The following is a 20364-nucleotide window of genomic DNA, read 5'->3' as shown; positions in this document are numbered from 1 at the left end:
ATAGAAAAAGCTAGTGCTGCGCCCTACCCACTATATCCTGAAACAGGACAAGAACTTTATCCGGGCAGGATTTTATACATTCGCCGCAACTTGTACATTTTGTATAGTCGACTTTAGGAATTCCGCTAGAAACATCAATGCACTGCTCAGGACATTTTCGGGCACACATTCCGCATTTGAAGCAGCCGGAAGAACAGTCCTTTCTAATCTGCGGTTTATTGTCGCTGTGATTTGCGCACAATGCAATAGAACCTTTTGTATCTGCATTCCAGACTGAGATAAGTTTTTTAGGACAGGCTTTAGCACATTTTCCGCAGCCCACGCATTTTTTGTAATCAATGACAGGAAGACCGTTTTTGCCCATAGAAAGAGCACCGAACGGACATTCTGCAACGCAGTCGCCGAATCCGATACAGCCGAACGCGCATTTTTTAGTTCCGTTCATAACAAGCTGCACCGCCTTGCACGTCTTTACGCCGTTGTAAATACCTTTGTCGGCGGCGCACTCTGCCGTTCCCTGACAGGCAATTACCGCAACCTTAGGCTTTACTTCAACGCCAGCTTTTCCAAGAATTTCTGCAATTTTTGAAGCGCAGGCTGCTCCGCCGGCAACACAGCCGTCAGAAGGCGCGCTTCCTTTTACTACAGCACCGGCAAACGCATCACAGCCGGCCATTCCGCAGCCGCCGCAGTTTGCACCGGAAAGCACTTCGCGCACGCTCTGCACTTTCGGGTCAACATTTACGTGAAATATTTTCTTGAAAAGCCCCAGAAGAACGCCAAGAATAAACGCAATCGAAAGCGCAACAATCACCGTATATAAAATCGTATTCATAATAACCCCAATAACCTTAATTCAGATGCTTATTTTATAAGCCCTTTGAATCCAAGAAATGCAAGGCTCAGCAAGCTTGCAGACACATAAAGTACAGGCGTTCCCTTAAAACTTTCGGGAATTTTTGCAATCTTTACGCGGCTTCTGACGGCGCTCATAATCACCATACTAAGAAGAAATCCCATTGCAGTACCGAACGCATACACAAGGCTCTGACCGTAATTGTAGTTCTTTCCGATACAGTTTATTGTAACGCCAAGAACGGCACAGTTCGTAGTGATAAGCGCAAGATATACGCCCATTGAGTTATACAGTCCCGGAACTTTCTTTTTCAAAAAGAATTCAACAAGCTGAACAAGTGATGCAATTACAAGAATAAAAAACAGCGTCTGAAGAAATTGAAGACCAAGAGGAATCATAACAAAATGGTAGAGCGGCCAGGTTACAGCGGTTGCAAGCATAATAACGAATGTAGTTGCAAGTCCCATTCCTGTTGCCTTTTCCGTATCGTTTGTCATTCCTATAAAAGGACAGATTGCAAGATATTGAATAAGAACTACGTTGTCGATAATCGCTGACTTCAGAAAAATGCTGATAGTTTCGTTCATTTTTAGTCCTCCTGCCTCTCATTGTTTTTTGAAGCCTTTTTCTGAGCGGCGGCACGTTTTCCTGCCTGTACGACTGCGGCAAGAATTCCGAATACAAGAAATCCTCCCGGCGCACTGTTGAAAAGCCCGATTCTGTATGCCTCTGGAATTACCTCGATTTTAAGGGCAGTTCCGGCAAGCAGAGTTCCGCCGCCTAAAAGTTCACGGATAAGGGAAATCAGAACAAGGACGATTGTATAGCCTATTCCCATACCAAGCGCATCAAGAATGGAATTTCCGATGTTGTTTTTGGAAGCAAACGCCTCCACCCTGCCCATAATAATACAGTTTACGACTATCAGCGGAAGGAAAACTCCAAGCGCATCGTACAGGGATTCAACGTATGCCTGAAGCACAAGCTGAACAATAGTAGTAAATGCCGCAATAATGATGATGAATACAGGAAGACGTATCGCCGACGGAATGAACTTTCTGAAAAGGCTTATGACAATTTCGCTCATAACAAGAACGAACGTCATTCCTATTCCCATACCTATTCCGTTAAAAATACTTGTAGTAACACCAAGCGAAGAACAAAGCCCGATGTTCAGGACAAGAAGCGGATTTTCCTTTATAAAACCGTTTGTAAAAATCTGAAGCTGCTTATTCATAATTATGCTCCGTAAAATAGGAAGAAAGGACGTTTGTACCTTCCGTTATAAGGGATGCAACGCCGGCACTTGTAATAGTCGCGCCCGAAATAGCATCGAACGTCTTTCCGGCAACAAAACCGTCTGCCGCATTTTTACCGGCAAACTGACCGTAGAACGTTTTTCCGTTTGCAAGCGTAAAAGTCGGATCACTTGCTTTCTGTCCGAATCCCGGAGAATCGGTGTTCTCAAGGAACTGAACGCCGGAAACTGTACCGTCCGTCCGTAAACCGATGATAATTTTTGCCCTGTCGTATGTAGGACCTGAAACCTGCACGACTCCTCCGGCAACAGCGCCGTCCTTTTTTGCAAGATATACATCGCTTACGGTAATAACCGTACTTGCACCGGCAGAAAAATCCGTCACAAGTTCAAAATCATCAGCATCGGCAAAAACAGCTTTCATTGCAGAGTTTGCCTTGTCAATCTGATTACGCCTGATTTTTACGGACGTGGCATTGTTCACGACTGCAAGAACAGTACAGGATGCAACTGCATACGCAACAAGAATAAGACCAAGCTTTATCATATCAAAAACAGAATCCTTTGAAGAAGCCATTATTTTTCCTCCTGCGGAATTGAACGCAAGTCGAATTCCTGCGTAATTTTACTTACGTCCGGACGGCGGTTTCCTTTTTTACCGTAACCATACATACGCGAAGTAACGTTATTCAGGCACGGTGCAACCGCATTCATAATCAGAATGCTGAACATAACGCCTTCCGGATATCCGCCGAATTTTCGGATAAGGAACGTAATGAGTCCGCAGCCAAAGCCGAAAAGAAGCCGTCCCGTTTTTGTAACAGGAGTCGTAGCATAGTCCGTAACCATAAAGACAGCACCAAAAGCAAGGCCGCCGGTAAGAACTGAAAGAACGGCGCTTCTGCAAGCTTCGTTAATTCCGGACGGAAGCGCAGCAAGGAACGAAGCAGCAACAACAGTACCGACCATTGCAACAGGCGCGCGCCAGTCTATAACCTGAATAGTAAGCAGGAAAAGGAACGAAATAAAAATCAGAAGAACGGACGTTTCACCGATACAGCCGCCTTTATATCCTAGAAAATACTCAAGGTATGTTCCTGCCTCTGCCGTAAAAGTACCTCCTGCAATCTGCGAAAGCGGCGTTGCAGAAGAAACTGCATCCAGTTTACATGCTGCAGAAAGAGCTTCTGTCATTTTTTTAGGAAGCATCCACTCTGCGCCCATTGCAAGCGGAAAACTTATGAAAAGAACAGCTCTTCCAGTAAGCGCAGGATTGAAAACATTTGAGCCTATTCCGCCGAAAAGTCCTTTTGCAACAACAACTGCTACTGCCGCACCGATGACAATCATCCATACAGGAATTGTCGGCGGACAGACAAGCGCAAGCATAACGCCTGAAACGCAAGCGGAAAGGTTTGACACCATAATAGGCTGCTTCGTAAGTTTCTGAAACAAAAATTCAAAAAGAACGCAGCTTGCTACGGAAACAAGAATTGTAACAAGCGCCTTTATTCCAAAGAAAAGAACACCGGCAATACATTCCGGAAGCAGCGCAATAAGCACCGCCATCATTATTTTCTGTGTAGAAAGCCCAAACGTAAAATGCGGACTTGAAGAAAGATAAAATCTGTTTTCTGCCATTACTTTTCCCCTCCTGCGTTTTTCTTTTCCAGTTCAGCGCGGATTTTAGCGTCTGCCATCTGCTGGCGAACAACGCCTTTTCCAAGCCGGATGCGCTGTACAATACGTACGTTTGCCGGGCAGATGAAAGCACAGCAACCGCACTCAACGCAGTCCATAAGACCAAAACGCCGCGCTTTTGCGTAATTTCCGGCTTTAAGTTCACGCAGAATAAGAACCGGCGAAAGATGCATTGCACACACAGACACGCAGTTTCCGCAGCCGATGCACGGATCTTCATCAACAAGATACGTTTCTCGCTTTGTAAGGAACGTTACGCCGCTTGTGCCTTTTGCAACAGGAAATGCCGTACTTGCCATAGCAAAGCCCATCATAGGACCGCCGCTTATGATTTTTACAGCCTTATCTTCTATAATAGAGAATGTATCCGGCATTAAATCACTTACAAGAGTACCTACAGGAACACGGATATTACACGGCTTTACAACCGCACCGCCGGAAATTGTAAGCGCGCGCTCGATGAGCGGCATGCCAAAACGGAACGCATCGCTTATTGCGCATACAGTTCCTACATTGCTTATAATGCATCCGGCGTCCGCAGGAAGTTTTCCGCTTGGAATTTCAACGCCTAAAACGGCTGACACAATGAATTTTTCAGAACCCTGCGGATATTTTGTCTGCACAAGACATACGGACATATCATCGCCGTAGCCGTGCTTTTCAATCTGCTCTTCAAGGACAGGCTTGATGTACGCCTTATTGTCCTCAAGCGCAATAATTCCCCTAGCCCCAACAAGGCGCAGGATGATTGCAAGACCGTCAATTACCTTTTCAGGCATTTCCTGCATAGTACGCTCATCGCAGGTAAGATACGGCTCGCACTCCGCCGCATTTACAAGAACATAGTCAATCTCCTTGTCTTCAGGCGGATTAAGCTTTACGTGCGCCGGAAAAGACGCACCACCCATTCCGACGATACCTGCCTCGCGGATACGGGTAAGCGCATCCTTTACATCACAGGTAAACGGATCAAGCGGCGGCATATATTCAGTTCTGTCTGAACCATCGCTTTCTATAATAATACACGGAACTTCCTGATTGCCGGTTACAACGCAATTTTGAATTTTCTTTACCTTACCGGCAATAGAAGCGTGAACAGGACAATTCATAAATTTGTCCCCGTCTGCAATTTTCTGACCTTTTGCTACAAGGTCGCCAGCCTTTACAAGTGGAACGTTAGGCGCACCGCCCATAGTAACAGGAATTGTAACAGTTTTAGAAGAAGGAAAAGCTGGTGTAATCGGACACCGGTTGCTCAGTTCCTTCTTTTCGTCGGGGCAGACCCCGCCCTTAAAAGTATGAATCTTCATGCCACATATAATAATGAATGACAGTTTTTATGTCTATTTAGTTTTATCGTAAAGATTTATATTAGCAATAAACAACTAGTTCAAAAAAAGAAACAGAGACAAATTCAGTAGATTTCAAAGTCCGTTTTCAGTATATTTTTCTAAAATGAATACAGAAAAAACGCATAAAATAACATTTCGTGCATCCTTTATAGCATTTTCCCTACTTTTACTTTCATCATGTACGCAGAAAAACGCAGAAACATACTTTGAGTCTATGAATACATTTATGAAAGTCAGGTGCTACGGAGCAGAAAGCGAAAAGGCAAATAAAGAAGCACAGAAACGCATATCTGAACTGGAAGCACTGCTTTCCGTCACAAAGCCCGAAAGCGAAGTCTACAGGCTTAATCATACTCCTTCCTTTCCCGTTGAAGTTTCTGAAACAACGGCAAACCTGCTTTCATTCTGCCTTGATATGGCAGAAAGAACGGACGGTGCATTTAATCCGTGCCTGTACCCTGCAACGTCACTTTGGGGATTTACAAAAACAAGTTTTCATATTCCTTCTCAAAAAGAAATTGAAAATATCCTTCCGCTTACAGACTGGAAAAAAGTTACCGTAAACAAAAATTACATAACCGCCGCACCCGGAATGATGTTTGATTTTGGCGCAGCAGGAAAAGGCTTTGCAGGAGATGAAGCAATAAAAATCCTTAAGGCGCACGGAATAAAATCTGCACTTCTTGACTTGGGCGGAAACATCCAGACAATCGGAGTAAAGCCAGACGGTTCAGAATGGACTGTAGGAATAAAAAATCCGTTTGGTGCAGAGCCGCTCGGAAGCCTTTGCATAAAGGATGAAGCTGTTATTACAAGCGGCGGCTACGAACGTTTCTTTACAGGAGAAGACGGCCGCCGCTATATACATATTTTTGACGGAAGGACAGCCCTTCCTGTATCAAATAACGTTATGTCCGCTACGACAGTAGGTAAAAGCGGCGTCCTGTGCGATGCGCTTTCTACCAGTCTTTTTGTACTTGGACCGGAAAAAGCCGCCGCCTTCTGGAAAAACAATCCTGAATTTGACTATATAATTGTTACCGCAGACAAAAAAATCTTCATTACAGACGGAATTGTCCGCCGCTTTTCACTTCTTCCGCCTGCACAAGAATTTGAAACTTGTATTATAAAATAACGGGTTTATAATACAGAGGTACTTTTAACAAATACGGAAGGTGTTTATGGAAACTATTGCAGTTCTCATTATTGTATTCTTAGTTATATATTCCTTTATAAACCGTCATTCTCATTCTGAAAAAACAGACGAACCATTATACAGACACAGTCCTGTCCATCACAACTGCAATTATAATGATGAAGACGAAGAAACTGAAGAAAAACTTGCCACAAATGATAACGACAGCAATGAAAATTATGACAAACATGAATTTTACGGCGGCATTTCTTTTAGAAATGACAGCGTATATATGACAGACGATGATGATTTTCTGGATGAATTCGGCGATGACATTCTGTAAAAACAACACCCGTAGCGCAGAACGTCATAGAATTTCTGTACGAATAAGAAAAACGCCTTATCTTTCCTGCAGGAAAAAGCAAAGCTGATGTTCCGTTACTATCGGCGACTTATGGCAGAAAAATATAATGCCGGCCTTTGGAGCCATTCATTATTCAGTTCGTGACAATGGTGTAATCGTCAAAAAAGCAGCCTATGTAATTCTTGGCCTTACCGGCATCAAAGAGGCAATTTCGGCCGCTTTCCCCAAAACTGATTATCAGCGCTGCATGGTTCACATGGTCCGCAACACTTTGAAATATGTTGCTTCAAAAGACATGAAATCTTTTGCTGCCGATTTGAAGACGATTTACAATGCGGCTTCAGAGGACGAAGGCCAGAAAGCCCGTGACCGTGTGGTTGAAAAATGGTCATCAAAATATCCTAACTCCATGAAGCGCTGGATAGAAAACTGGGATGTTGTAGTTCCGATTTTCAAGTTCTCGAAAGATGTCAGAAAAATTATCTACACCACAAATGCTATTGAAAGTCTGAACTCAAGCTACCGCAAACTCAACCGCCAGCGCAGCGTGTTTCCAAGCGACCAGGCTCTGCTGAAGGCATTGTATCTGGCTACTTTTGAGGCTACAAAAAAATGGACTCAACCGATTCATAACTGGGGCCAGGCTTACGGTGAAATGTGCATAATGTACGAAGGCCGTCTGCCTGACTAATCATAAAAAAGGCAGCTTCCTGCAGGGAAACTGTCTTTTGTGTTTTACTCTTGATAAAAAATCAACTGTATTTTATATTCAGAAAAGAAACAGTAGCTGTCAGCTGCTTGCGGGATATACCTGCATTAAAACTTTTTACCGCAGCCTACTGAATTTACAGAAAGGACTTCACAGTCTCATGAATAAAAATCATACTTGCCTAAGAGGAGATTAGCATGAAAAAAAATTACCTACTGTTGTTATTTTTTTTTATTTCATTTGAAATATTTGCAGAGAACGTAGAATTAAAAATCATTTTACAAGACGGGATAGAATATACTGAAAGTTTTGATAAAGATTCAAAAAGTATTACATTAGTCAGTAAAGGAAATTTTAGGTTAAAAGAACTTACAGATATTCAAGGACTTGAACAGTTTGAGAATCTGACAAATTTCTGTATGTACTTTTTTCAGTACAAAGGCAATTATTCTTTTTTGAAAAAAATTAAGAACTTGAAAGATCTTGGTTTAATTAGATGCGGTGCGGAAACGTTAAATTTTCTAGAAGATTTAACGCTTCTCGAAAATTGTGAGCTGGAACTTGATTTTGCAAAAGAAAATCAAAAAAGTATTGAAACAATTGATGTTAATTTAGAAAAATTAAAATATATAAAGAAAATAACCATAAATAATCGTATGTCTCATATTCCGCCATTTGTAAAGGTCAAAAATAAACCAGAATTGCTTTTAGATACAACTAATATTAAGAATTTGAATAAAAAGGACTTTAAATACGCAAAACAGTATTCAGTTATAAAATCTTTAAATCCCAATCCTCAATGGTATTTTGAAAAATAATAAAAGAGTTGTATTAAAAAAAAACACGAACAATGCCGTCTTTAATAATCTGCTTGCCGGAATAAATATCTTCCAGAAAAAGATTCAGGGCAGTCACGCGCTGTACAAGTCCTTTGCTCAAATTTTCCCAATCACCTGCACTGATAATGCGAGGAATCGGGTCATAAGGAAAAAGCCTTTCATTGAAGACACCGTTTTTGTAAATCCCAAACTTTACGCCATACCGAGCAAGCTGTTCGTTAATTTGATGCGAATTCAAAATCAAATCTTCCATAAGTGCCTCCAAAAAAAAAGCGCAGTCAGAACATCTGTTCCAACTGCGCCATTACAGTCAAAAAAAAGCGCACCGTTCCAAAGAACAATGCGCCGTTGCAATATGACGTGATGATATTACAGTTTTTATAAAAACTCAAGAGAAATTTGGAGCTTAATGCACTCTCCAGTAAAGCCAGTATAGCCTATCAGAATAATTTTTGCAGGCTGTTCAAACTCAGTTGTGTAAGAGGAAGAGTTGTATAATACGGATTTGCAGCTTGACCGCAAAATCCGATTTGAAGCCCATGTTTTTCTTAAACATATTACCCTTAGCGGCTACAGGCGCATAAATAAAATTACCTAATACAAAATAATTTTATGAATATGATTTACATTAATACCAACTTAAATCAAATATTATCATTGCTTCTGGAATATAATATTTTGGACCGCCTCTTTCTACAGAAGCATAGCCGCCAAAAATCCAGCCATATTTATTTGAAGCGTATTCAATTTTTAGCCAGTGATCTGTTAATCCATCTATTGTTTCAGTTTCTTCTGTAATAGCGATTATTTTATAGTTTTCTTGCGGAGAACGCGTACCATCTTCAAAGTTATGTAATAGAAATACTTTTATGCCATCAAGTCCAGGTTTATCTCTTACATTTAGCCTTTCCCATACAGATATGGTTTGATTAAGTTTTCTGACAGTCCATTTTTTAGAGGTTTGAATTTCTTCTAATACTTCATATCTGTTTTCATGATATGGATTTGTAGACTCGCCTAATGAATTTTTACTTTTACATATACAGCCAATCTCGTCTTTGAATTCGATTTTATACCACAATTCTCCGGCAGGATTATTCCATTTATCTTTTGGCTTATTTAAAAATTCAATTGTACATACGTTAATCACTTTTATAACGTCATTGTATTGTAATGTCCCAATTGGATTATCAAAAGAATAGTCCTTATAAATTGTATTATTTTCCTTTTTAAGCAGGTTTCCGATTTTAATATCGTTAATTTCACATTTTCGGATTATTGTCCTAATACTATTTTCTTCTGTGGAAGAGATAATTGTGCCATTACCATTTTTATAATTTGGATTTGAAAATACAAATTGAGAGATAAATAATAATACAATTAATAAAATACTTTTTTTCACTTTTCCTTCTTGGCAGCCAAATGGGCTGTCAGCCAAACTACGCAGTTAAACCGCAAACCAGCTTGACCGGTTTGTAGGATTTGAACTGCATGTTATGTGCTATTTTTATTTATTCCAATTCTATATTCTAGTGTAAATAATTCTTTTTGACTATTCCACTTTTATAATACCTACAAAATCATTGATTCTATAAGAGTAATCATTTTGATACACGGTATTCGTATATTCCCCGTCGCAGTTTCCGTCGTATGACAGGTGAAAATGTGTTCTATTTCAATAGTATTTTTGTATCATACAACTCAACTAATTTTACCTTTTTAAGATTTTGCAAATTTAAATCAGTACATTTTATTCCATAGCCAATATATAACTCCTCCAAATTAGGAAACATATCCAGGAAACCCATATTATCAAGAAATGACAGTTTTTGAAGCTCAAGAACTCTTATAGAACCGAGAGACTGTTGATTCTCAAAATCAAATGAAACGGTTTTCATTAATCCTGAGTCAAATAAAACTAAAACACCATTAGAAGAATCATATTCTTTTTCAATTTTTGCTCCATCTTTTTGAACAAAGCAGACTTTTACATTTTCTGCATAAACATTTTTTAGTAAAAATATCAGAACAAATAAAGTCAATAAAATATATCTTTTTTTCATAAATTCCTCTGAAAAAAGTAAATATTATCTATTCAAAACGAATCAATTGTTACAATCATAACATTCGTTCAGCTTTAAGAAAAATATTTATTTCTGGTTCTTGAATTTCACCCTTTTCCTCCATATTTGAATATAATCCAAACAACAATCTGCGTATAACCATTCATTTCTAAGGAAACACTGAATGTAGCTAATTGTCCGTAAGACTTGCCACAATTTGACGGGAAGTGATAAGTAATCGCTTCAAGTGTTAATCAGAACTTCCCTAGCACGGCGTTCTCCAGGTAACAAAAAGTTCGCTACAGGTTTTTGTCTCCGCATCAATATTGATAGTTATACTGAAATAGTATTCGGATCCGACTTCAAAATACGAAAGTGCTGTCCCTTGAGTTGAATATTTTAGCTGTATTTCGTTCCGAGTCCTGTTCTCATTGAAATATGCAACAGAACTTTCCGGTTCGCCGTACGCATTGATTATTTCTTCATAACTTGAGCCAACGGTAATATCGTTGTCAACAATTTTATACTCGTTTCCCTCTATAACAATCCGGGCTATTTTATTCTCATTGTCATAATAAAGAAACGAAATATTTTCATAATCAATTTTGTAAAAACCACAACCTGCTTCCGGGTATATAGCCCACAGATTTTCTTTTTTCAAAGGTTCTCCCAGAATATCAATAATATTTTTTACATCTTCCCGAAGAGAGAAGCTATTACCAGCGGAATCTTTTACCTCAAGTTGTGACCATCTATGCACTGTACCTTTCGAAAAAAGCTCTGACACAAGAAGCAATATCAACACAAAAAATAATTTCTGTTTCATATATGATTACCTAGACAGTAAATAATTCGGATTATCGGCTTCGCAACTTGTATATAACCCGTCACCATCGCCGTCGTATGATAAATGAAGATGAGCTCCTGTTGACATTCCGGTAGAGCCAACGCACCCAATTTGTTGCCCAGCAGATACAATACTTCCAACACTTGTTGTAATTTCAGAACAGTGCGCATATCTTGTGCTTGTTCCGTTAGGATGAGTTACTACTACATAATTTCCCAAATCATTACGGTTTCCAACTTCGGACACAATGCCATCTCCGATACTGTTGATTCTGGTTCCTTCTTGTGCAGCAATATCGATACCAGTGTGGAATTTTTCCTCTGTCATGCCAATTGGTGTCTCAATAGGTTCACGAGGACCGAATATATCAGTTACAACAAACTCATCAGAATATTCATCTCCTACCGGATATGCAATTCCGTCTGCAACTTTTGCCAGTTTTCCTGCATCATCTACTGCATTTTTCTCTACATCGGAAATCTGTGGCAAATCATTTTTTCCAGAGATATTTCCGCAGTTGCCGCCACCCGCATTTGTCGAGATGGAATTCTTTCCTCCGCCTTTATAATACGGATTTGCATAAATCGTCTTTCCGTCGGATGCTCCGCTGCAGTATCCGCCACCGGAAGCACCTCTGCCTGAACCTGAGCCGCTCCCTCCGCCGCCTGTCGGCGTCTTTGAGCCGCCTCCTGCCGACGGATTTGACGGCGGGCTGTATCCGCCTCCGCAGTCGCTTCCGCCGTTCACCGCAAGCAACGCTTTTATGTCCAGTTCCAAAAAATTACTTAGGTTGAATTTCATCCTTTTCCTCCTTATGAAAAATCAAGAAAATTGTTTAAACAATCAATTGACCTTTTACGCTGTTCCGCAATGCAATGAATTCGCAGTGCAAGTTTCCAGTGGGAACAGAAGTTGATAATAAAAGTTTGCAACGCAAACTTTAGGTAAGATAAAAACCGAGCAATTTCAGCGTTTTTTATCTTATCCTCCCTTAAAACACCGCATTAGCGACAAGTCATGTGTGCAAGAATAAGATTGCGAAGTAAACTCGTGATAAAAATTATACGGACGTAATTTTTATCACGTATCACTGCAACCTCCTTTCCTACTTATTTACAAAATCGGCGCAGAAAAACACATCTCCTTTTGTGTTTATAACGGCATCTTTTCCGTCAACAACAACCATCGCATATTCATTTATGAACCGCTTCGCCTCTGAGAAATACCGATTGAACGGGTTCTCTCCTTTGTAATTCAGGAACGCATACTGCCTCTGAGATTTGTCCGCCGTCGAAATCAGCATATAACCGCTTGTGAACTTCCGCTGCTCTGTCCTGCTGTTACGGACACTTTTCATTTTCCTGCCGTCCTTCGTATACAGCGCAAACGATGATTCCGATTCGGGAACACAGACTATGCCGTTCGAGAACTCAAAATCATACAGCGGATGGATTTTCGGATCGTCTATCGCATGGCTTCCGTATATAGGACATTCAAAAACAAACTCCCCCGATTCGTTTATGAACCCTGTCTTTCCGTCCGAATCCTTTATCGGCATCAGCCCTTCCGAAAAACGGTATCCGCATTCCCTGAGATTCTTTTTCAATACGCTTCCGCCGGGATTTCTGATTTCAAAATCTTTCGTGTCGTATGAAAAAATAACCTGTATCTCGCCGGCATATAAATCTTCATATTCAATCCTTTCTTTTTTTTCTAAGTCGTACCAATATGAAGAATCAAAAATATTATCTATATATATAATATTCTTTTCTACTGTTTTTACAAATGATGCATCAAAACCAGTTTCTTTTTGGCCGTTTTTATTATATACATAAAATCTCGGCGATAATGATCTTGCACCGCAAATCAGATAGTCTTTCGTTTCTATAAATGATGTAAATTTTTGTTCCTCTATAATTTCGCATTCTTCATTTATCAGTCCGTATTTTTCGTTATATTTATACAAACTGAGCGACTGCGGCACCAGAGGAGACACAGACAGTAAAAAAACTAACGGATATAAAAACTTAATGCGCATACGTCACCTTCTGAAAATAATAACTGTCATAGCCATAGGCTGATATTGTTGTATCGCTTGTTTTAGATACTACAGTAGATTCAACGCCTCCGTTAGAATTACGACTTGAATTATCATACATTGTCATTTTGCCTGTCTCTGACACAACCAGAATGCCGGCATGAGGAATATACTGATTTCCATTCGGACTTTTATGACCGTCATTCATAAATACAACATATACACCAGCCTGAGCGGGAACCTCTTTTGAATAAGAATTTTCTTTCAGTCCGTCAATATGATTTTGCACCGTATCATCTGCATCGCCGTTAAAATAGTAATTCACATCATGACCAGCATCCTCCAGAACTTCTGCTACCCAGTTATCACACATATAATCATCAGTATATTTTTTATCTGCTATATTATTATCAATAGATTTTTTCATCTCCATATCACATTCCTGTACTTTTTTCTCATATTCCGTATGCCAATAATCCAAATCAGTGCGGGAACAGTTGCCGCCGACGTTGCCTGGCGAACAAGAATTCTTTTCTCCGCCTTTATAATACGGATTTGCATAAATCGTCTTTCCGTCGGACGCTCCGCTGCAGTATCCGCCACCGGAAGCACCTCCGCCTGAACCTAAGCCGCTTCCCTCTCCGCCTGTCGGTGTACTCGCTCCTCCTGCTGATGGACTTGGAGACGGACTGTATCCTCCTGACTTACTGCAGTCGCTTCCGCCGTTCACCGCAAGCAACGCTTTTGTGTCCAGTTCCATAAAATCACTTAACTCGAATTTCATTCTTTTCCTCCAAAGCAAATACAACCGGACTATCTGAACTGATAATCCGATTAAAAACACTCAGTTTCAACACGGTGTATTCCATCCTACAAAAAGTTCATTACACTTTTTCGTTTCTGCATCGATGTTGATAATAATATAGGAATAGTATTCATCTCCATGTACAACGTATGAAAACTCCGTCCCCTGAGTCGTATATAAAAGTTGCATTTCATTCCTGGAATTATTCTCGTTGAAATAAGCCGTCTCGCGCTCAGGCACGCCGTACGCATTGATTATTTCTTCATAGCTTGAGCCAACGGTAATATCGTTGTCAACAATTTTACACGCATCATTTTCTATGACAATCCGAACTATCTTATTATCGTTGTCATAATATAGAAACGAAATATTTTCATAGTCGATTTTATAAAAACCGCAGCCTGCCTTCGGATATATTGCCCACAGATTCTCTTTTTTCAGCGGCTCGCCCAGCAGGTCAAATACCGTCTGAATGTCTTTCTGAAGAACGAATATATTTCCGTCTGCGTCCTTCACCTCAAACTGCTGCTGTCTGCGTGTTTTTCCTCCTGCAAAAAGGCATGTCATCACCAGCAGTACCAACGCTAAACTTAGTTTCTGTTTCATGGCTACCTCGAAAGTAAATAATTTGGATTATCGGCTTCGCAACTTGTATATAACCCGTCTCCGTCACCGTCATACGACAAATGTAAATGCGATCCAGTTGACAATCCTGTAGACCCTATACATCCTATTTGCTGACCTGCTGACACAATGCTTCCAACACTTGTTGTAATTTCAGAACAGTGCGCATATCTTGTGCTTGTTCCGTTAGGATGAGTTACTACTACATAATTTCCCAAATCATTACAGTTTCCAACTTCTGACACAATGCCATCTCCGATACTGTTGATTCTTGTTCCCTCTGGAGCTGCAATATCAATACCAGTATGAAAAGGGTTCGTCTTCTGATTTTGTATATCCATTGATTCTCTCGGACCGAATATATCAGTTACAACAAACTCATCAGAATATTCATCTCCTACCGGATATGCAATTCCGTCTGCAACTTTTGCCAGTTTTCCTGCATCATCTACTGCATTTTTCTCTACATCGGAAATCTGTGGCAAATCATTTTTTCCAGAGATATTTCCGCAGTCGCCGCCGCCGTTGCCTGGCGAACTAGAATTCTTTTCTCCGCCTTTATAATACGGATTTGCATAAATCGTCTTTCCATCGGACGCTCCGCTGCAGTATCCGCCACCGAAAGCTCCTCCGCCTGAACCTGAGCCGCTCCCTCCGCCGCCTGTCGGCGTCTTTGAGCCGCCTCCTGCCGACGGATTTGACGGTCATTCGGGTGTCCAGTTCCAAAAAATTACTTAGGTTGAATTTCATCCTTTTCATCCTTATGAAAAATCAAGAAAATTGTTTAAACAATCAATTGACCTTTTACGCTGTTCCGCAATGCAATGAATTCGCAGTGCAAGTTTCCAGTGGGAACAGAAGTTGATAATAAAAGTTTGCAACGCAAACTTTAGGTAAGAAAAAGCCTCACAATTTCATCGTTTTTTACCTTCTCCAACTTATAAAGAATTGGATTTCAGCTTTTTACTTTTTATACACATTTAAAATGCTCTGCTTATAAAAATTTCATCACATTTTTTTGTTTCTGGATCGATATTGATAACTACAAAAGAATAATATTCATCGCCAGCATCAAAATATGAAAGCTCAGTTCCCTGTGTCGTATAAAGAAGTTGCATTTCATTTCTGGAGTTACATTCATCAAAGTATTCCATTAAACGCTCTGGCTCGCCGTACGCATTTATTATTTCTTCATAGCTTGAGCCAACGGTAATATCGTTGTCAACAATCTTATATTCGTCTCCTTCTATGAGAATCACAAATATTTTATTCTCGTTGTCATAATATCGAAAAGAAATATTTTCATAATCAATTTTATAAAAACCACAGCTTGCTTCCGGGTATATAGCCCACAGATTTTCTTTTTTCAAAGGTTCGCCAAGCATATCAAACACCTTGTCAACATCTTCCTTGAGGGCAAATATATTTCCGTCTGCGTCCTTCACCTCAAACTGCTGCGGTCTGCGTATTTTTCCTTCCGCGAAAAGCCCCGTCATCACCAGCAGTATCAGCACTATACATAGTTTCTGTTTCATGGATTACCTCGATACTTCCCGGTACTTTTCTAGTACCGGGAAAATTGTATGGCTGCTTATCTATAATTTTTCAATATAGTTTCTATACATTCCGCCGCCTCTTGAAATCTCAGTGCAGATTCAGGAAGAGATGAGTCCTTTTCTATCAATTTCTGATAGAAAAGATCTGCAGCATCATCATTGATGAAATAATAGCCGCGTGTTCCTTCTATTCCGCGGCTCATATCGCGCTTCATGCCTTCCTTGAAATAAAAGTACTCGGTAAGCGCATCATAGTCGGCGTTTCTTTCTCTGCAGTCAGTGAAATCTGCTATGCTCATCCTATACACACCGTCTTTTGAAAATACGGTGAAAGTATATGTACCTGATGCAAAAATCGGAATATTTTCTCTCGTGCTTTGATTGTAGCATATTTCAAATGAAAGCTTTTTTCCGTCGACCCACCGCCTTTTTTCATAATTTGTCGAATAACTGGGGCGATCGCTGATTCTCAGTCCTCTTCTCATCACTGACTTTATGTCTTTTACCGAAGCTATTTTTGTATTAGAAAAAAGCTTCGGATCTAAATACGGACGCTCCTCTTTCAAATATTCCTCTTCTGAAATGCAGGACAGCCCAAGGCTCATCCTGTCAGGTGCGTAGTTCAGAATATCAGGTTTTGCATTTAATCCTTTATGATGATATTTAAAGTAAAATAATCCCGTATCTTCAAACTGTTTTGCAAGTTTCTCAGGCAACCTCTGTGAAAACGCAAAATTTGCCGTCATCAGTAAAACTAAAAAAATATAAAATCTTTTCATAAAAAATCCTTGCATTAACTATTCGCTTACAAAATCGGCGCAGAAAAATACATCTCCTTTGGTGTTTATAACAGCGTCTTTTCCGTCAACAACGACCATCGCATATTCATTTATGAACCGCTCCGCCGCAGAGAAAAACTGATTAAATGCGTTCTCTCCCTTGTAATTCAAGAACGCGTACTGTTTCTGAGCTTTATCTACAGTCGAAATCAACATATAACCGCTTGTAAATTTCCTCTGCTCCGTCCTGCTGTTACGGACAGTCTTCAGTTTCCTGCCGTCTTTTGTATATAGCGCGAACGATGATTCCGATTCGGGAACGCACACGATACCGTTCGAGAACTCAAAATCATACAATGGATGGATTTTCGGATCATATATTGAGTAAAAACCGTATATCGGACATTCAAAAACAAAGTTCCCTTTCTCGTTTATAAACCCCGTCTTTCCGTCTGTGTCCTTTATGGGCATCAGTCCTTCCGAAAACCGGTATCCACATTCCCTAAGATTTTTTTTCATCACGCTTCCGTCGGGATTTCTGATTTCAAAATCTTTTGTGTCGTATGCAAAAACGACTTGTATCTCGCCGGCATACAATGCATCATCCGCAATTTTCTCTTTTTTTTTCAAGTCGTAATAATAAGAATCATGAAAATCAGAAATAAGAATAATATTTTCCGTTACAAGTTTTACGGCTATTGCATCAAAGTCAATTTCTTTATTCCCATTTTTATTGTACGCATGAAATTGAGGTGACACATTTCGTAAGCAACAAATCAGATAGTCGTCAGATTCTATAAAAGACGTGAATTTATTTTCCTCTCTTATTTTCCGTTCTTCATTTATCAGTCCGTATTTTTCGTTGTATTTATACAGACTGAGCGACTCCGGTATTAAAGGAGATACGGACAGTAAAAAAACGAATGGATATAAAAGTTTAATGCGCATATGTCACCTCAAATTTTCTGTCGTAGGGAAAAGTATGAAGAAAACTCCTGTCCATCAATTAAAAAAATCACCTCGTTTTATTTTCCGCAGTCCGACAGCCGGATCACTTATAAAAACAAACTTTCTGTTTACTTTATAGACTACGACATAATGATCAAGGTGTTCTTTTATATGAAAAATTGCAGGAAATGGAATACCTTCAATCTTATCCTTATTTGGTGACATAAGCCCCTTGCAACTGAGTCCGAATTTTTCAGCACCTTTTACGATTCCAAAACCAGACGTTCCGACGCTGTCTGTTCCTGCCGCTGAACGAATTTTTCTTAACGGAACTGTTTTTCCATAATATTGCAAGATAATGGAAATACACGCAGCACCGCAGTCTGTTTCATCATGTTGTAACACTTTTTTTATAGATGGCATTCTCTTCCCCTTATATTTTATCCAATTGTATTCAACAGTTCATCTTACATACAGTCTGAATTCCTCAGGCAATTTTTGATATATATCTTCATCAAAAATAAAATTTATACAGTTCGAAGCCATGATTTCATTCCCTGAAAGAAAATACATTGCCCGGTCTTTTTTTTCTAACTGGGGCAACATTGAAATCTTATTATAACGTAAATCGATACATCTCAGTTTTTCCGCATGATGTGTAAATTCTCGGATGTCTGTTAAATTGCAATTAGAAAAAGCTATATATTCCGCATTTTCAAGCTCTCTGAAATCGGGAAGCTTCTCCACAGAAACGGAATCAAGCGCAAGTACTTTTAATTTTTTACACGATTTTAGAAAATCCATATTTTTTAGTGAAACGGTATTCATTATCAGAACTTCAAGCTCCTTACATTTCCCGATAAACGAATAATCTTCTATAAAAGCAGTTCCCTCAAGAGCAATCGTAGTAATTTTCGGACTTCTGCTTTCAAATTGTATCTCTGAAACTTTGCTTCCGTAGCCGATAGACAGTATTTCATTAACTTCAACAGTGTCAAATACATTTCCGGTTCTAAGATTTACGCTTTCAGCATATACCGAAAATGCAGAAATAAACATCAAGAATATGCCAAATGCTTTTTTCATAAAGTACTCCTATAAAAAACAATAAAAAAGAGCTTATCCTTTCATTGTTTTTTTCTTTATATTCTATAAACAAATTTAAAAATGATGACAGATATTTAGATTAATTAAGAGGTACGTATACAGAATTCCTAACCGCAGTTCCATTAATACTCCAATCTGATTCACTTACGGAATCTATTCCATTACTATTCCACACATGATATGAAGAACCGCCATTTCTATAAGCAGCGCCGTTGTGTCCAGCTCCATAAAATCACTTAATTTGAATTTCATTTTTCTCCATTTTTATAATTAAATCTCGAAATGCATATATCAGCTAAAACTTTTTACCAATGCAGATTATTATATAACTGCCCCACATAGGTGTCAAATTATTCTTTACAAGTTGCTCAGGTTACGCAACACCTTTTTTTTCAGAAGTTAAACTCTTCTTTTTTGTTATTCATACAGAATCAAATACCGCAATCAGTTTCATCATGCTGCAGAACTTTTTTTTATCATCGACATTATCGTCCCACTTTTATATATAGAATACTGAAATAGTTAGATTATCTTTATATCACCAAACAAATTCTATTCCCTTCAATTCTTTCTCCACCTTTTCCTTGTCTGCCGACAGAGGATTGGAATACAAATACACCTTTGAATATTGCCGTAATAACTTTTTATCGTATCTTGTTAATTTTTTTATATGGTTATTATTTATATCTAATGCAGGGCGGTTCTGGACATTTATAAAATTCGGGATTCTCGTTAATCTGTTGTCGGAATGTGTATTTTTCTCAAAATAATTTGCTCTTATAGATATCTTCTGTATTTTTGTTAATTTTGATAAATCTACTGCTTCTTTTTCAAATTCTTCAGAATCTTTTTTATCTATCGAAACTTTTAATTCAATATATTCAAGGTCTGATAAATCTTCTAAAAATCGTAATGATTTGCCTCTAAAATAACTGACAAAGATTCCCTTTAGATTTTTTATATCTTTAAGAAAACTCCAGTCTCCATAATATCGAATTCCATACCATTCAATCGCCTGCAGCATTTCCCAGTTTTCAAGTCCTGCTATGTTCGTTAGTTCTTTTGACGGTATACAATTATCTGAGTCACCTGTCCATATTACAAGCGCAGTTTTCATATCATCATATTCTTTTACAAGCCTTTCTCCATCGGCAAACTCAAACGTAATTTCTACCGACTTTGCATACAGAAAGAATGTTGCGGATAATACGGTTATGAGTAAAATAAATCTTTTTTTCATTTTTATACCTTTATATTATTTATACAAAGGAACAAATACAACATGCCCTGTTCCGCTGCACGAACCTACTCCGGAGCCGCCTGAGCTAGAACCTGACGAACTTTTTCTATACGTAAAATGCAACCCATTAGGCTGAGTTACCG

The 20364-nt window shown here is 39.2% G+C and carries 26 protein-coding genes; 4 read left to right on the top strand and 22 right to left on the bottom strand.

Annotation, left to right across the window (positions count from 1 at the left end):
- Positions 1-10: 10 nt before the first annotated feature.
- Genes B5D55_RS09805 through rsxC form a run of 6 tightly spaced genes read right to left on the bottom strand, consistent with a single transcriptional unit; the run spans position 11 to position 5125 of the window.
- Positions 11-835: an RnfABCDGE type electron transport complex subunit B gene (locus B5D55_RS09805; RefSeq protein WP_078933840.1), complete on the bottom strand. Its 825-nt coding sequence runs from the start codon at positions 833-835 to the stop codon at positions 11-13.
- Between the two features lie 29 nt (positions 836-864).
- Positions 865-1443, bottom strand: coding sequence for an electron transport complex protein RnfA (locus B5D55_RS09800; RefSeq protein WP_078933839.1), 579 nt, complete (start codon positions 1441-1443; stop codon positions 865-867).
- A gap of 2 nt (positions 1444-1445) precedes the next feature.
- Complete coding sequence (gene rsxE, locus B5D55_RS09795; protein WP_078933838.1) at positions 1446-2093, bottom strand: electron transport complex subunit RsxE; 648 nt, start codon at positions 2091-2093, stop codon at positions 1446-1448.
- Entirely contained in the window at positions 2086-2691 is a 606-nt protein-coding gene (locus B5D55_RS09790; RefSeq protein WP_078933837.1) for an RnfABCDGE type electron transport complex subunit G, read from the bottom strand. Before B5D55_RS09790 ends, rsxE begins: the two co-directional genes overlap by 8 nt.
- Positions 2691-3755: an RnfABCDGE type electron transport complex subunit D gene (locus B5D55_RS09785; protein ID WP_078933836.1), complete on the bottom strand. Its 1065-nt coding sequence runs from the start codon at positions 3753-3755 to the stop codon at positions 2691-2693. Before B5D55_RS09785 ends, B5D55_RS09790 begins: the two co-directional genes overlap by 1 nt.
- On the bottom strand, positions 3755-5125 hold the full coding sequence (rsxC, locus tag B5D55_RS09780; RefSeq protein WP_078933835.1) for an electron transport complex subunit RsxC: 1371 nt from the start codon (positions 5123-5125) through the stop codon (positions 3755-3757). Before rsxC ends, B5D55_RS09785 begins: the two co-directional genes overlap by 1 nt.
- Before the next feature lie 256 nt (positions 5126-5381).
- Between rsxC and B5D55_RS09775 the strand changes: the two genes are divergently transcribed.
- From B5D55_RS09775 to B5D55_RS09760, 4 genes are all read left to right on the top strand, one after another.
- Positions 5382-6302 carry an FAD:protein FMN transferase gene (locus B5D55_RS09775; RefSeq protein ID WP_159446206.1) on the top strand — a complete coding sequence of 307 codons (921 nt, stop codon included), beginning with the start codon at positions 5382-5384 and terminating at the stop codon, positions 6300-6302.
- Positions 6303-6348: 46 nt separating this feature from the next.
- Positions 6349-6645 carry a hypothetical protein gene (locus B5D55_RS09770; RefSeq protein ID WP_078933833.1) on the top strand — a complete coding sequence of 99 codons (297 nt, stop codon included), beginning with the start codon at positions 6349-6351 and terminating at the stop codon, positions 6643-6645.
- 127 nt (positions 6646-6772) lie between these two features.
- On the top strand, positions 6773-7357 hold the full coding sequence (locus B5D55_RS09765) for an IS256 family transposase (RefSeq protein ID WP_200805315.1): 585 nt from the start codon (positions 6773-6775) through the stop codon (positions 7355-7357).
- A gap of 215 nt (positions 7358-7572) precedes the next feature.
- Positions 7573-8193: a hypothetical protein gene (locus B5D55_RS09760; protein ID WP_078933832.1), complete on the top strand. Its 621-nt coding sequence runs from the start codon at positions 7573-7575 to the stop codon at positions 8191-8193.
- 13 nt (positions 8194-8206) lie between these two features.
- Here B5D55_RS09760 and B5D55_RS09755 read toward each other — a convergent pair whose 3' ends face one another.
- The 16 genes from B5D55_RS09755 to B5D55_RS09685 all read right to left on the bottom strand — a co-directional run bounded on the left by B5D55_RS09755 (position 8207) and on the right by B5D55_RS09685 (position 20221).
- Positions 8207-8467: a circularly permuted type 2 ATP-grasp protein gene (locus B5D55_RS09755; RefSeq protein ID WP_078933831.1), complete on the bottom strand. Its 261-nt coding sequence runs from the start codon at positions 8465-8467 to the stop codon at positions 8207-8209.
- Positions 8468-8842: 375 nt separating this feature from the next.
- Positions 8843-9652, bottom strand: a complete 810-nt coding sequence (locus B5D55_RS09750; protein WP_078933830.1) for an SH3 domain-containing protein — start codon at positions 9650-9652, stop codon at positions 8843-8845.
- Between the two features lie 232 nt (positions 9653-9884).
- Positions 9885-10277, bottom strand: a complete 393-nt coding sequence (locus tag B5D55_RS09745; protein WP_078933829.1) for a hypothetical protein — start codon at positions 10275-10277, stop codon at positions 9885-9887.
- A gap of 265 nt (positions 10278-10542) precedes the next feature.
- Positions 10543-10938 carry a hypothetical protein gene (locus B5D55_RS09740; RefSeq protein ID WP_143593333.1) on the bottom strand — a complete coding sequence of 132 codons (396 nt, stop codon included), beginning with the start codon at positions 10936-10938 and terminating at the stop codon, positions 10543-10545.
- Between the two features lie 171 nt (positions 10939-11109).
- A complete protein-coding gene (locus B5D55_RS11905) occupies positions 11110-11925 on the bottom strand; it encodes a M23 family metallopeptidase (RefSeq protein WP_078933827.1) in 816 nt (271 codons plus the stop codon).
- Positions 11926-12229: 304 nt separating this feature from the next.
- Positions 12230-13120 carry a hypothetical protein gene (locus B5D55_RS09730; protein ID WP_143593331.1) on the bottom strand — a complete coding sequence of 297 codons (891 nt, stop codon included), beginning with the start codon at positions 13118-13120 and terminating at the stop codon, positions 12230-12232.
- A gap of 31 nt (positions 13121-13151) precedes the next feature.
- Positions 13152-13946: a hypothetical protein gene (locus B5D55_RS09725; RefSeq protein WP_078933825.1), complete on the bottom strand. Its 795-nt coding sequence runs from the start codon at positions 13944-13946 to the stop codon at positions 13152-13154.
- Positions 13947-14012: 66 nt separating this feature from the next.
- Complete coding sequence (locus tag B5D55_RS09720; RefSeq protein ID WP_143593329.1) at positions 14013-14573, bottom strand: hypothetical protein; 561 nt, start codon at positions 14571-14573, stop codon at positions 14013-14015.
- A 2-nt stretch (positions 14574-14575) separates the two neighbouring features.
- Positions 14576-15076, bottom strand: a complete 501-nt coding sequence (locus B5D55_RS09715; RefSeq protein ID WP_078933823.1) for a M23 family metallopeptidase — start codon at positions 15074-15076, stop codon at positions 14576-14578.
- Positions 15055-15210: a hypothetical protein gene (locus tag B5D55_RS11635; RefSeq protein ID WP_159446205.1), complete on the bottom strand. Its 156-nt coding sequence runs from the start codon at positions 15208-15210 to the stop codon at positions 15055-15057. Before B5D55_RS11635 ends, B5D55_RS09715 begins: the two co-directional genes overlap by 22 nt.
- 361 nt (positions 15211-15571) lie before the next feature.
- Entirely contained in the window at positions 15572-16126 is a 555-nt protein-coding gene (locus B5D55_RS09710) for a hypothetical protein (RefSeq protein ID WP_143593328.1), read from the bottom strand.
- A gap of 56 nt (positions 16127-16182) precedes the next feature.
- The gene (locus B5D55_RS09705; RefSeq protein WP_143593326.1) at positions 16183-16893 is read right to left on the bottom strand and encodes a hypothetical protein; all 711 of its coding nucleotides are present in this window, start codon (positions 16891-16893) and stop codon (positions 16183-16185) included.
- 51 nt (positions 16894-16944) lie between these two features.
- Complete coding sequence (locus tag B5D55_RS09700; RefSeq protein WP_143593324.1) at positions 16945-17685, bottom strand: hypothetical protein; 741 nt, start codon at positions 17683-17685, stop codon at positions 16945-16947.
- Positions 17686-17928: 243 nt separating this feature from the next.
- Complete coding sequence (locus B5D55_RS09695; protein WP_078933819.1) at positions 17929-18297, bottom strand: cysteine peptidase family C39 domain-containing protein; 369 nt, start codon at positions 18295-18297, stop codon at positions 17929-17931.
- Positions 18298-18336: 39 nt separating this feature from the next.
- On the bottom strand, positions 18337-18960 hold the full coding sequence (locus B5D55_RS09690) for a leucine-rich repeat domain-containing protein (protein WP_078933818.1): 624 nt from the start codon (positions 18958-18960) through the stop codon (positions 18337-18339).
- Between the two features lie 559 nt (positions 18961-19519).
- On the bottom strand, positions 19520-20221 hold the full coding sequence (locus tag B5D55_RS09685) for a hypothetical protein (protein ID WP_078933817.1): 702 nt from the start codon (positions 20219-20221) through the stop codon (positions 19520-19522).
- Between the last annotated feature and the right edge of the window lie 143 nt (positions 20222-20364).

This window comes from Treponema porcinum (genome assembly GCF_900167145.1).
Classification (GTDB): Bacteria; Spirochaetota; Spirochaetia; order Treponematales; family Treponemataceae; genus Treponema_D; species Treponema_D porcinum.
This window is presented reverse-complemented; position numbering and strand designations above follow the sequence as displayed.